At 54.1% G+C, this 12,497-nt stretch carries 13 protein-coding genes; 7 read left to right on the top strand and 6 right to left on the bottom strand.

The window, feature by feature from the left end:
* Nucleotides 1-17 precede the first annotated feature (17 nt).
* Together AC6I8C_RS21895 and AC6I8C_RS21890 are read right to left on the bottom strand one after the other, a co-directional pair.
* Nucleotides 18-1,043, bottom strand: coding sequence for an alpha/beta hydrolase (locus AC6I8C_RS21895; RefSeq protein ID WP_033759924.1), 1,026 nt, complete (start codon nucleotides 1,041-1,043; stop codon nucleotides 18-20).
* Nucleotides 1,044-1,111: 68 nt separating this feature from the next.
* Nucleotides 1,112-2,236: an MFS transporter gene (locus AC6I8C_RS21890; protein ID WP_080694267.1), complete on the bottom strand. Its 1,125-nt coding sequence runs from the start codon at nucleotides 2,234-2,236 to the stop codon at nucleotides 1,112-1,114.
* Between the two features lie 202 nt (nucleotides 2,237-2,438).
* Between AC6I8C_RS21890 and AC6I8C_RS21885 the strand changes: the two genes are divergently transcribed.
* Entirely contained in the window at nucleotides 2,439-3,344 is a 906-nt protein-coding gene (locus tag AC6I8C_RS21885; protein WP_045139849.1) for a LysR family transcriptional regulator, read from the top strand.
* A gap of 63 nt (nucleotides 3,345-3,407) precedes the next feature.
* On the opposite strand, the gene AC6I8C_RS21880 is transcribed toward AC6I8C_RS21885, so the two are convergent.
* On the bottom strand, nucleotides 3,408-3,584 hold the full coding sequence (locus AC6I8C_RS21880; protein WP_010257023.1) for a con-10 family general stress protein: 177 nt from the start codon (nucleotides 3,582-3,584) through the stop codon (nucleotides 3,408-3,410).
* A 124-nt stretch (nucleotides 3,585-3,708) separates the two neighbouring features.
* Here AC6I8C_RS21880 and AC6I8C_RS21875 point away from each other — a divergent pair, with 124 nt between their 5' ends.
* Nucleotides 3,709-3,894 carry a hypothetical protein gene (locus AC6I8C_RS21875; RefSeq protein WP_033786345.1) on the top strand — a complete coding sequence of 62 codons (186 nt, stop codon included), beginning with the start codon at nucleotides 3,709-3,711 and terminating at the stop codon, nucleotides 3,892-3,894.
* 44 nt (nucleotides 3,895-3,938) lie between these two features.
* Here the strand turns inward: AC6I8C_RS21875 and AC6I8C_RS21870 are convergent, their stop codons facing one another.
* Nucleotides 3,939-4,226, bottom strand: coding sequence for a type II toxin-antitoxin system RelE family toxin (locus tag AC6I8C_RS21870; RefSeq protein WP_497823867.1), 288 nt, complete (start codon nucleotides 4,224-4,226; stop codon nucleotides 3,939-3,941).
* Nucleotides 4,226-4,465 carry a type II toxin-antitoxin system RelB/DinJ family antitoxin gene (locus tag AC6I8C_RS21865; RefSeq protein ID WP_010257033.1) on the bottom strand — a complete coding sequence of 80 codons (240 nt, stop codon included), beginning with the start codon at nucleotides 4,463-4,465 and terminating at the stop codon, nucleotides 4,226-4,228. Before AC6I8C_RS21865 ends, AC6I8C_RS21870 begins: the two co-directional genes overlap by 1 nt.
* A 356-nt stretch (nucleotides 4,466-4,821) precedes the next feature.
* On the opposite strand from AC6I8C_RS21865, the gene AC6I8C_RS21860 reads away from it, so the two are divergent.
* From AC6I8C_RS21860 to AC6I8C_RS21845, 4 genes are all read left to right on the top strand, one after another.
* A complete protein-coding gene (locus AC6I8C_RS21860; protein ID WP_497823866.1) occupies nucleotides 4,822-6,795 on the top strand; it encodes a methyl-accepting chemotaxis protein in 1,974 nt (657 codons plus the stop codon).
* A gap of 104 nt (nucleotides 6,796-6,899) precedes the next feature.
* Nucleotides 6,900-7,916, top strand: a complete 1,017-nt coding sequence (ahr, locus tag AC6I8C_RS21855) for an NADPH-dependent aldehyde reductase Ahr (RefSeq protein ID WP_107320469.1) — start codon at nucleotides 6,900-6,902, stop codon at nucleotides 7,914-7,916.
* A gap of 273 nt (nucleotides 7,917-8,189) precedes the next feature.
* Nucleotides 8,190-8,969, top strand: a complete 780-nt coding sequence (locus tag AC6I8C_RS21850) for an MBL fold metallo-hydrolase (protein WP_497823865.1) — start codon at nucleotides 8,190-8,192, stop codon at nucleotides 8,967-8,969.
* 71 nt (nucleotides 8,970-9,040) lie between these two features.
* Complete coding sequence (locus AC6I8C_RS21845) at nucleotides 9,041-10,033, top strand: GlxA family transcriptional regulator (protein ID WP_497823864.1); 993 nt, start codon at nucleotides 9,041-9,043, stop codon at nucleotides 10,031-10,033.
* A gap of 92 nt (nucleotides 10,034-10,125) precedes the next feature.
* Here the strand turns inward: AC6I8C_RS21845 and AC6I8C_RS21840 are convergent, their stop codons facing one another.
* The gene (locus AC6I8C_RS21840) at nucleotides 10,126-10,527 is read right to left on the bottom strand and encodes an H-NS family histone-like protein (RefSeq protein WP_497823863.1); all 402 of its coding nucleotides are present in this window, start codon (nucleotides 10,525-10,527) and stop codon (nucleotides 10,126-10,128) included.
* Nucleotides 10,528-10,801: 274 nt separating this feature from the next.
* Between AC6I8C_RS21840 and AC6I8C_RS21835 the strand changes: the two genes are divergently transcribed.
* Nucleotides 10,802-12,376 (top strand): sensor domain-containing diguanylate cyclase, encoded by a 1,575-nt coding sequence (locus tag AC6I8C_RS21835; protein WP_497823862.1) that lies wholly within the window; start codon nucleotides 10,802-10,804, stop codon nucleotides 12,374-12,376.
* Nucleotides 12,377-12,497: the final 121 nt, after the last annotated feature.

Raw genomic sequence — 12,497 nt, 5'->3', positions numbered from 1 at the left:
CAATGATTAGCGGAAGATTACAAATGCTGTTTAAAGAAGGCGGTCAGCTTCGCAAACGGGATCAGGTCAGTGCGGTCATAAAGGTCCACATGGCCTGCATCAGGCACGATATAGAGCTCTTTGGGCTGTGCCGCACGCTGGAACGCATCTTCGCTGAACTCGCGTGAATGCGCTTTATCACCCGTGATGAAGAGCATCGGGCGCGGTGAGATGGTCTCAATGTCATTAAACGGATAGAAGTTCATGAATTTCACGTTGCTGGTGAGCGTCGGGTGCGTGGTCAGCGCAGCTGAACTGTTTTTCGGGGTGAACTCACCGCGAGGCGTCCGGTAAAAATCATAGAACTCTTTGGCTATCGGAGGCGAATCAGCATCAATTTTATGTGGTGTACCACTGGTGTACTCAGTTTTACCCCCGGTGAACTCTACATAGCGTTGCTGTGCCGCCGCTTCAATGATTTGCTTACGCTGCGCCAGTGTCTGGCTTTTATTCAGCGCATTACGGTTGGCTGACCCCATGTCATACATGCTGACGGTAGCAATGGCTTTCATGCGGGGATCAATCTTCGCTGCGCTGATGACAAAACTGCCACTGCCACAGATACCCAGCACACCAATCCTGTCGCGATCGACAAATTCGCGGGTACCCAGGTAATCCACGGCGGCGCTGAAGTCTTCGGCATAGATATCCGGAGAGACCGCGTTGCGTGGCTGGCCTTCACTTTCGCCCCAGAATGAAAGATCAATTGCCAGGGTAACAAATCCCTGCTCAGCCATTTTCTGCGCATAGAGGCTGGCGCTCTGCTCTTTGACTGCGCCCATCGGATGACCTACCACAATCGCCGGAAGGCGCGCCGTTTTACCGGCCTCTTTTGGTCTGTACAGCGTGCCGGTCACACCCATCTGATACTGGTTTTTAAAGGTGACTTTCTCGCGGGTGACTTTATCGCTTTGATAAAAGTTATCGGCGCCGCGTGACATATCGGCAGCGCTGGCCGCAAATGAACTGATCAACAGTCCAAACATCAGGGTTAATGCTCTCATAAGAAGATCCTTATCGGGGTTGACGACGTGAGGGCAACGGGTTGCCCGGTTAAACAACACATCTGCTATCAGGCAGCGCTTTCCTTACGGGCGGTGATCATCGCCAGTCCGGCGGCAGTGACCAGTAATGTGGCGCTGATGGCAAAGGTGGTCTGCCAGCCTGCATGGTCAAAGGCCAGGCCACCCAGCGTCGACCCCAAAGCAATCGACAGCTGTACGATGGCCACCATTAATCCGCCGCCGGTCTCGGCATTTTCCGGAAAGGTTCTGGCGATCCAGGCCCACCATCCGGTTGGTGCCGCTGTTGCCACCAGTCCCCAGATGCCAAGCAGTGGCGCCACCAGCCACAGGTGATGACCAAACACCATGAGCAGCACCGCAACCAGCGCCATAATCAACGGGATGATCATCAGGGTCAGATAGAATCCGCGCTGCAAAACAGCACCGATAATCAGCGTGCCGATAAAGCCGGCGACGCCAATGGTCAGCAGCACCAGCGACAGCGCAGAAACGTCAACCTGTGTCACGGTTTCCAGAAACGGGCGGAGATAGGTAAACAGGGTGAACTGGCCCATAAAGAGCAGGCCGCAGGCGGTCAGACCCACCGTAACCAGCGGCGAACGCAGCAGCTGCAGAATTTTTCCGCTGCGCTGCCGGGCCGAATCGACTGGCATTGATGGCAGCGTGAACGCCTGCCAGATCAGGGCGATCAAGGCTACCGGCACCAGGCTGAAAAAAGCCCCGCGCCAGCCAATGACAGAACCGAGATAGCTGCCCAGCGGTGCAGCGATAACCGTCGCCAGCGCATTGCCGCCGTTGAAAATGGCCAGCGCGCGCGGCACCTGCCCGGAGGGGACCAGCCGGATAGCGACCGCCGCTGACATCGACCAGAAACCGCCAATCACCACGCCAATCAATGCCCGGCCAGTCATGTAAGTCAGATAGTTGGGTGCCATCGCCACCATCAATCCGGATAGTGCCATTACCAGCGTGAGCGCCAGCAACAGAATTTTGCGGTCGAGGTTCCCTGCGATGCGGGTTATTGAGAGGCTGGTGATCACTGCCAGTGCGCCGGAGATAGCGATGCCCTGTCCGACCAGACCTTCGCTGACCGCCAGATCTTGTGATAACGGCGATAACAGGCTGACCGGCATGAATTCAGAGGCGATGAGCGCGAATACACACAGCGTCATTGCCCATACACCACCCCAGTGCGCTTCTTTATGCCGGGGGGAACAGTCAGTTGTTTCCGTGGATGTCATGTTGTGTCCTGTTTCATTGTTTGCGGTGCTGATGAACTCAGGAAATTTTACTGTTTCGCTTTATATTGACTAGCTAATGAATCCTTAATGGGGTTATAACCAGACCTTATAAATCTATCGGCGGGAGTGCAGTATGAAGCGCAACATGAATGACCTGCAGGCTTTTATTACCGTGGCGCGTGAGGGCAGCTTTACCCGCGCGGCAGCGCTGCTGGGCGTGACGCAGCCCGCGTTAAGTCAGACCATTACCGCGCTGGAAAACCGGATGGAGATTCGGCTGCTTACCCGCACGACCCGTAACGTTTCACCGACTGCGGCGGGTGAACGGTTAATCCAGGCGATTGGCAACCGGTTCGATGAAATTGAGGCGGAACTGGATATGCTGACCGCGATGCGGGACAAGCCAGCCGGCACGGTACGGATCACCTGCGGGCCGCATATTCTGAGCTCACTCCTGATGCCAAAGCTGACGCCATTGCTGGCGGCTTATCCTGATATCCGGCTTGAGTTCGATGCTAATCATGGCTTACGCAATATCGTGGCCGATCGATTTGATGCAGGGGTCAGGATGGGAGACACCATTGATAAAGACATGGTGGCGATGCCGATAAGCCCGCCATTACGGATGGCTGCGGTGGCCACGCCCGACTACTTTCGTCGTCATGCTGCGCCGCAGGTTCCGCAGGTTCCGCAGGATCTGCTGCATCACAACTGCATTAATATGCGGCAGGCGACAGCGGGTGGGTTGTACGTCTGGGAGTTTGACGGTGAAGAGGGGCCGTTAAATGTACGGGTGGATGGACAGCTAACGTTCAACACTTCGGCACACATTGCAGAAGCGGCTCTCGCCGGGCTGGGGATCGCTTTCCTGCCTGAGCAGGAAGTCGCAGAAGGGCTGGAGCAGGGCACCTTGATCCGCGTGCTGGAGCGCTGGTGCGAGCCGTTTCCCGGCTATTACCTCTACTATCCCAGCCGCAAGCAACATTCACCCGCTTTTACCCTGGTCAGAGAGGCATTAAGGCTAAAAGAGGGGGCATGATGAACCTGATTGGAATAGATGCCATTCCATGGCGTAATACGTCCTAAAGCGCTTTATTCAGAATTACTTAGAAGGACGGCGACTAATTTTGCCTCCTTTCCGACCGGCTTCCCTGGCTTTTTCAGGATCGTTTTTGAAATTGCCCCCACTGGCCTTGCCTCCTGCACTGCCAGCTTCACTCGCCCGTTCTGGATCGTTGGCAAAATTGCCGGCACCACCTCTGTATTTCTGTTGTGTCATAGGAAGACCTCATATCAATGTTCCATTAGATAAAAAGGACTAGCTAGTCACACCTGCAAGCATAGTCGTCCGCTTCGTTTATGCAAATGCACAGAATTAAAGTATTGATAAGACTGATTTTAATTTGTCGCAGGGTGATAGCTGGCAGCAGCTGGATGAGAAAATCACGTTCGCCGCGCAGGATGAACAGCAGGAAGCGAGGGGATCAATAGGCTACGGTTCCGGCGACACGCTCCCAGACTTACGTGACCTGCCTGCCGAAGCTCGGGAGCGCTGCGAACAGCACTGGAACCAGCAGAGTGACAGGTAAACAGGAATAGCGCCGCTTTGTTTGTTAGCGGTGAAGTCTCCTGTTTAAGAGAGACGCCTGGAAGCGGCAGAATAAACCTCTGAGCGCTCTCTTTTCCCGACAGCCACCACAAAAACCACCACCCGGTCATCAATAACCTGGTATACAAGTCGATAACCGGGTGACTTTAGCTTGATCTTATAGCAGTCAGGTATCCCGCTGAGTTTGTTCGCCTCAATTCTGGGTGACTCAAGACACTCAGCCAGCTTCTTTTTAAGCTGTTCACGTACTGTCGGGCCCAGCTTGCGCCACTCTTTCAGTGCCCTCTGATCGAACTCCAGTTGCCAGGTCATTAAAGGTCATCCAGTGTGACCCGGACAGGCTCAGGGTTTCGCAGGCGTTCTTTAACTATGTCTACTAACGCCGCATCTTCGTCACTGAGTAACGTTTGCTTAAAGGGAAGACGTTCATTATCTGCAATATATTCAAGCATCAGGCGCAGCGCATCAGAAGGAGTCACACCCATTTTTTCGAGCGCAGCATAGGATCGTGTCTTCAGGTCATCATCGATTCGAATGTTAATTGTGCCCATAGCGAGTTCCTTTGTATTTACACTTGACATTACAATTGTCGCACTGATGAGTCTGTATCGCAAACAGTAAACATCAGTCACCCGCACAGCCTTATATCTTCCCGGTAAAATCACGCTAAAGCTTATTTTATGCTACGAAAATATAACATCTTCATCCATTAAACCAACTGCAGCAATCGTTAAAGGTTTTCCCGCTACTGGCGATAACCAACAGGCGTTGAGCGCGCCGATCATTGATGAACCCGGCACTCCGCGACGAGTTCTGAACGCGAACGGACCTGCTTTTAGCCCTCCTTCTACACACCAGAAGCGCGAATTTAAGCGCAAATTACTCAAATAAAAGCGAAAATAATAATATGTCGATCATTAAGACGATCAAAAGACACCTGCCTGTTGCCCGTCTTAGGCGTAGCAGCCAGCCGGCGAATGGCACCTGGGATTGTCGTGCGTTGCCAGATTCACTGGCCTCCGTGGGTTTAAGCTCGCGGGCGGGCGGCATCCTGATGACCTTCGTTCCGCCTGAAGCCGATTTTCAGCGGGTCAGTCAGGCCTGGCAGCGATTCAATTCCGCCGACCTGACGGTATTGACGCTCTCTTCCAACGGCGCGCTGAGCAGCAGCAGATCGCAAAGCACCTACTGTGATGGCAATGGCCCGGAGGGAAGCTACCTCTGGCTGCCGGACACACTGATCGCACGCCATGAGACGCATATTGTTGATCTGCATGTCGCCGACACGCAGACGGCCAGCCAGCGCATCACCGCCATCCAGCAGGAGCTGGCGCGCTTGCAAGTGCGGATGCCGCTCTCGGCCGATCGTACTTTCGCCATGATTTACTGCGACGGATTATCGGCATCCGAAGGCTTTCTGATGCAGGCCTGGTATAACAGCGGGCGCTTTCCCTGCCTGGCGATTGGCGGTTCAGCCGGTGGCAAAATTACCTTTGATGGCACCTGGATTGGTGCGGGTGGCAGGGTGCTGCAGGGCAAGGCCGTCATCGTGTTCTGCCAGATGGCAGCAGGAAAATCCTTTGCACCGTTTAAAAGCCAGAACTTCACGCCACGCGAGCAGAGCTGGCTGATTGCTGAAGCCGATCCGATTGCGCGTACGGTCACCTCCGTGTTTAACCGCCAGGGACAGCAGCAGCCGTTTGTGGCGTCGCTGTGTGAGCATCTTAACTGCACCAAGGCGCAGCTGACTGAACGCCTGAAGGGGCTGACCTTTGGTGTCAAAGTCGGCGGCGAATACTTTATTCGCTCAATCGCCAAAATTGAATCGGGTGGCGTGCAGTTTTTCTGTGACCTTGAGTTTGGCGATCGGCTGTTCCTGATGGAAGAAAAAGACTTTAAACAGGCGACACAGCAGGAATGGCAGGCTTTTACCGCCCGGCACGGCAGACCCGCGGCGATTCTGATGAACGACTGTATCCTGCGTCGTGTCGGTAATGCCGATAAGCTGCACAATGCTCATTTCTTCAAAGGGATTGCCGCCGCCGGTTTTTCCAGCTTTGGTGAAATCCTGGGCGTGCCTATCAACCAGACGCTTTCTGCTCTGGTGTTTTTCAATCATGACGTCAAAGCGATGAGCCAGTTCCCGGTGGAGTATGCCGGCTATGCGGCCCACTACGCGCAGCGCGCGTTACGCCGCTGGGAAGCGCTGAACACCATTCAGACGCGGGTGCTGGATCGGGTTATCAACTATCAGCAGGCGCTGACGCCGCTGATGGAGGCGCTACCGGTACTCGAAACGGCGACGCACAGCCAGGGAGAAACGCTGAGCCTTGCAGAAAGCAGTATCCGTAACATCAGCAACATCGCCACTGAGAGTCAGCAGGCGCAGGGCCGGTTGGATGAAGGGCTGGACGATCTGGAAAAAATCTCGAATGGCATTAATGAGATTACACATGGCATCAGCAATATTGCTTTCCAGACCAACATCCTGGCGCTGAATGCCGCTGTCGAAGCAGCACGCGCAGGCGAAGCTGGCCGCGGCTTTGCGGTGGTCGCGGGTGAAGTTCGTCGTCTGGCACATTCGTCGAAAGAGCAGGCCGAAGCCACGGCGAGTAACATTGGCGAGGCGGTCACCACCATCTCACGTATCCGGCTGGTGGCCAGTGACTCGGCGCAGACGGCTGCACAGATGGCGGAGCGCAGCATCAGCGCGGCCGATACGCTGGCGGCCATGAATCAGCAGACCCGACATGAGCGCGCCGACATTGCGAAGCATCTCGGCAGCCTGCGTGAACTGACGCAGGGAATGGATGCGATGCAGGAAGCGGTCGCGCAGCTCAAAGTGTTACAAACGCTTTCCGGGGCGCAGGTTAAAGGCTGATTTATCAGCATAAAAGACAAAAAAATGCGGTGTAAGCGTAACGGCCAGGCAAGGCAGGCTTTCAGTTGTTACACTTGTCGGTGATTAACCACGCAGAGGTACTAATGAAAATCAAAAGTTATGCAGCCATGCAGGCTGGCCAGGCCCTTGAACTCTATGAGTACGATGCCGCCGAACTGGCAGCCGAAGAAGTCGAAGTCCAGGTCGAATATTGTGGCGTCTGCCACTCAGATCTGTCGATGATCGATAACGAGTGGGGCATCTCTCAGTTCCCGGTGATTGCAGGACATGAAGTGATTGGCCGCGTCTCTGCCCTTGGCGAAGCGGCTAAAAGCAAAGGTCTCTCAATCGGCCAGCGTGTAGGAATCGGCTGGACAGCTAAAAGCTGTCAGCACTGCGATGCCTGTATCAACGGCGAGCAGGTTAACTGTCAGCAGGGCAGCATCCCGACCATCATGAATAAGGGTGGCTTTGCCGAGAAGTTGCGCGCCGACTGGCAATGGGTTATCCCGCTGCCGGAAAAACTGGATGCGGCCAGCGCCGGTCCGCTGCTGTGCGGCGGTATTACCGTATTTAAACCGCTGCTGATGAGCAATATCACTGCGACCAGCCGTGTTGGCGTGATTGGTATCGGCGGCCTGGGCCATATCGCGATCAAACTCCTGCACGCGATGGGTGCCGAAGTCGTGGCCTTCAGCTCAACGCCGGATAAGAAGCAATCGATTCTGGATATGGGTGCGGATGAAGTGGTTAACAGCCGTGATCCTGAAGCCCTGAAGAAGCAGGCGGGTCGTTTTGATCTAATCCTGAGCACCGTGGCAGTCGACCTGGACTGGAAACCTTATTTCGCCGCGCTGGCGCCTCAGGGTAAATTCCACACCGTGGGTGCCGTGATGAAGCCGATTGAAGTCAGCGCGTTTGATCTGATCCTGGGTGACAAAGCGGTAACCGGTTCATCAACCGGCTCACCAGGCCAGCTGCGTTCGCTGTTGCGACTCGCTTCTCGTGCAGATATTGCGCCACAGGTTGAGTTCTTCCCGATGTCAGACATCAATAAAGCGCTGGATCACGTCCGCGCCGGTAAAGCCAATTACCGTGTGGTTCTGAAAGCCGATTTCTGATGCGAACCTGAAATGAACATGCCGCAGCCTGCTGCGGCATTTTTTTGTCCTCATGTTGTCAGCCCTGATCCTGAAAATTCGTTTCACATTCAGGTCATGCCCTTTCTTCCATCCCCCCTCAGACTCCAGTCAGCGATACATTCAAAAGTGGCCCGAATCCATCGAACACTGTCCTGTGAGCCTGTCACGTGCAGGTCAGAGAGTGCCGTAAAGTGAATGTATCGCAGCCTGTAAGCCTGGCTGATGTTAAAGAGACCCTTTGCGGAGCACAAAATGAAGCTGACTCAGATTCGTAATGCCACACTGCTGCTGGAGTATGCTGGCAACAAATTCCTGATCGATCCGATGCTGGCAGATAAAGACGCGTGGCCTGGCTTTGCCGGTAATGCCCGTCCCCATCTGCGCAATCCCATGGCTGAACTGCCTCTCCCGGTTGCTTCACTGCTGGCGGTAGACGCAGTGATTGTCACCCATACACATATGGACCACTGGGATGAGGCGGCTCAGCAGCTGATACCAAAGACGATGATGATCTACAGCCAGAATGAAGGTGATGCAGCGCTGATTCGTTCGCAGGGTTTTGCACACGTTCGGATGCTGCAGGATGAAAATCCGTTTGTTGACGGCCTGACGATCCACAAAACGGAGGGTCAGCATGGCAGCAATGCGTTGTATGCCGACAAAGTCATGGGCGATATTCTGGGCGATGCCTGTGGTCTGGTATTTACCCATCCGTCCGAAAAAACGCTCTACATTGCCGGGGATACCGTCTGGGTTAAACCTTATGTCAGAACGCTGCAACGTTTTCAGCCGCAGGTCGTGGTAATCAATGCCGGCAATGCGACTAACGATCTCTATGGCCCCATTATTATGGGAAAGGAGGATACGCTGCGCACCCTCCATATTCTGCCTGAAGCGACTCTGGTGACTTCGCACATGGAAGCGATTAACCATTGTCTGCTGACACGCGCTGAACTGCGCGCTTATACCCTGGAACAGGGTATTGCTGACCGGGTACTGATCCCGGAAGATGGTGAAGCAATGACATTCTGAGCATCGTTGTCCTGAACCGGCACAGCTACGCGGTAAGGGCTAAATCATGCGTTTCATAAAAAGGGGATAAGATGACTGCTCTGAACGTCGCAGTGCTGGCAACGGCCGGTTTTAGTCCGTTTCATTTTTCAGTTCCCTTCATTCTGTTCGGCTCTGCTCTGCCGCAGCAGGATCTGTTTAAGATTGATATCTGCGCAGAAAAATCAGGCCCGGTGCTCTCAGAGATGGGGCTGTCAATTATGGTTGCGCATGGGCTAACGCTGCTTGATCGGGCAGATATCGTTATCGTGCCATACTGGCACAATCCGGACGAAAAACCGTCGCAGGCGCTGCTGGATAAGCTGGTAGCTGCCTGGCAGCGTGGCGCAGAGGTGGTCGGGCTTTGTCTGGGTACATATGTACTGGCTTATGCAGGTCTGATGGATCAGCATCGTGCTGCCACACACTGGGAATTTGAGCGCGATTTCAGCGAACGCTTTCCACAGGTTCATCTCGACAGCAATGCCCTTTATACCCGTGACGAACGTCTGATCACTTCTGCCGGCACCGCGGCGGGTATCGACTGCTGTCTGGACATCATCCGTCAGCACTATGGCAGCGCCGTGGCGAATCGGGTGGCCAGACGTATGGTGGTGCCGCCTTACCGTGAAGGCGGACAGGCGCAGTTTATTGAGCGGCCGGTTCCGGAAACGACCCGCGACGGCAGGATCAATGCGCTGCTGGCATCCCTGCGTCAGAATCTCCATCAGCCGCAGGATCTCGACACCCTCTCACAGTCGCTTGGTATGAGCAGGCGAACGCTGACGCGCCATTTTCACAAGGCGACGGGCATGTCACTGGGTGAGTGGCTGACGGCTGAGCGTCTGCAGCATAGTCAGCAGTTACTCGAAACTACCGGTATCAGCATTGAAAGCGTGGCAGCAAGGGCAGGTTTTGATTCGCCTGTTTCATTCCGGCAGCGTTTCAAATCCCGGTTTGGCGTCACTCCCAGCGAGTGGCGCCGGACGTTTCGCGGTCCACAGCCGGAGATGAACAACGCGAGAGTGGTGGAAGATAATGTGTGATCCGACAGGAATGACTACTGGCATCGCGGGGATTTCCAGGCCGGCATAGTGCCCCGCAATAGCGGTCACTATTCCGGCAGGAATTCTTGCGACTAAAGCAGGAAATCATCCAGCGACTGACCATTTTCAATCGCCGCTTTAATAATGGAAGGAGTACGGCCCTGACCCGTCCAGTCACGAACCTGACCGTTTTCATCGGTGTAACGGTATTTTGCCGGACGTTTCGCGCGTTTCTTTTTCCCGGATACCGCGAGAGCATCGCTATTCACCAGTTCCGCCGGATTGATCCCTTCCTCCATCAACAGTTCATGGTAAAAAGCCAGCTTCTCTGCTTTCTCACGGGCTTCTGCTGCCCGCGCGTTTTCCTCATCACGACGCTCATTTACCACGGTCTCTAATTTCTGGCGCAACTCTTCGAGCATATCCAGAGCCATATTGCGCGCCTCTGCACGAAGCGTACGGATATTATTCAGGCTGCTCAGGTTCTTAATCATAAAATTCCTCAAATACTCAAGTTAATCAATAAAGTGCAAGTTATTCAGCCGGTAAGGGTAACATTTGCCCGCCTGAAAGTTGAGGCTTAAATGGGGTTTTATTTGCTAGTAATGCTGCACTATTGACACTGATTGAGCCAGTTAAGGAAAAGATTTGTGCGAATTCTGCTGGTTTAATGCCGATTGTCATTATGGAAGCGGGATTGCGGGATTTGCATTCTTGCTTTTGACTAACTGTGCTTAAATCAGTCAACAGGGTTTATTAAGGACAGGCATGAAGTTTCGCCGTAAAAATGATGGTTCTGCGTCAGAAATTTCGCCGCTGCTGAGAAGCATTATGCTCTCAGGCGCATTGCTCACCGTGGCGGTAATTGGATTAAATGTGTGGACGCTGCGGGAAGACTGGAATGAAACCGTCCGTAAAGCTGAGGATACGGCCGTGAATCTCTCACTGTCGCAGGCGCGGCAAGCTGACGATACGTTTCTGCAAACCGAACTTTCATTGCGCGAAGTGCAACGCGAGCTTGAGAAGCAGCTCGCCACCACCGGTGCAGAGGGTAAGGCGCTGAGTCAGACAATGCATCTGTTGCAGAGCCGCCTGCCGCAACTTCACGGCCTGTTCTACTATGATGAGCGGGGCCGGTGGATAGCGACCTCGATGAGCAGGATACCGCCAGGCGTTGATAATTCCGATCGTGAGTATTTCGATTATCATCGCGCCAGCCCGCGCAATAACCTGCATATCGGCCCGGTCATTCGCAGCCGCACTACGCATGAACTGGTCATTCCGGTTACCCTGCGCGTCAATGATGCTTACAACGGTTTTAAAGGTGTTTTGCTCGCCACCATCAAAGTAGACTACTTTCGCCGTTTCTATAGCTACTACGAACTCAGCGATGGGGATGTGCTGGTGCTGATGCTGGCAGACAGTACGGTCCTTTACGCCCGGCCAATGCCCGATAGCTATATCGGCAAAAATCTTTCAGTGAGTCCGCTGTTCCTGAAGATTCTGGCGAATTCGGATAAAGGCAGCGGTCAGTGGACGGCTGCGCTTGATGGTAAAAAACGCATCTTCGGCTTTGTCCGCTCACAGCGATATCCGCTGGTGGTAGCCGCGGGCTACGACAAGCGAGCGCTGTTTAACCACTGGCTAAAGAGCTGGGTACAGGATTTGATTCTGAGCCTCGCTCTGTTACTTGTTATTCTTTTACTGGGTACGTTTTTGCTGCGTCAGGCGCGCCATACGCTGCGTTATCAGCGTGAACTGACACGGTTACGTGATGAGCTGACTGCAGCGAATCGCTCCCTGGAAAATCAGGCACAGAGTGACGGGCTGACAGGGGTGGCTAACCGCCGCCATTTCGACCACATGCTGACAGAAAGCCTGCTGAATGCGGAACTGAGTGGCCTGCCCGTATCACTGATTCTGTTTGATATCGACTATTTCAAACGTTACAACGACACTTACGGCCATGTTGCCGGTGACGACTGCCTGAAAAAAGTCGCCACCGTTCTGAAGCACGCCGCCCGGCGCAAAAACGAGCTCACCGCCCGCTATGGAGGCGAAGAGTTTGCCATCATTCTTTCTGAACAACCGCTGTCCGCTGCAGTAGACCTGGCGGAGTCCATCATCGCAGCCGTTAATCGGCTTGCTATTCCGCATATGACTACTGAGCTGCCGCAAAAGCACGTAACCCTGAGTGCTGGCTGTGCCATGTATCTCGCTACTGATTTACAGCAGGGGAAACAGGCGCTGATAGAGCGCGCGGATGAGGCTTTGTATCGTGCGAAACGGGCAGGGCGCAACCGGGTAATGTGTGAAGAGCGTCCGACTAAGCACGCGCGATGAAATTCTGAACTGCCCTGTGGCACGGTAATCGCTCAAACTCAGCCGAGAGCGATCATGTCGGACGATACCGGTTCCTCTCCTTTTGCACTGGTACGCGATTGAATAAAAAGCGTTGATGTTT

It is taken from the genome of Pantoea sp. X-Soil-YNGN-844, assembly GCF_059730595.1.
Note: the sequence above shows the minus strand (reverse complement) of the source record. Positions and strands in the feature narration are given on the sequence as shown.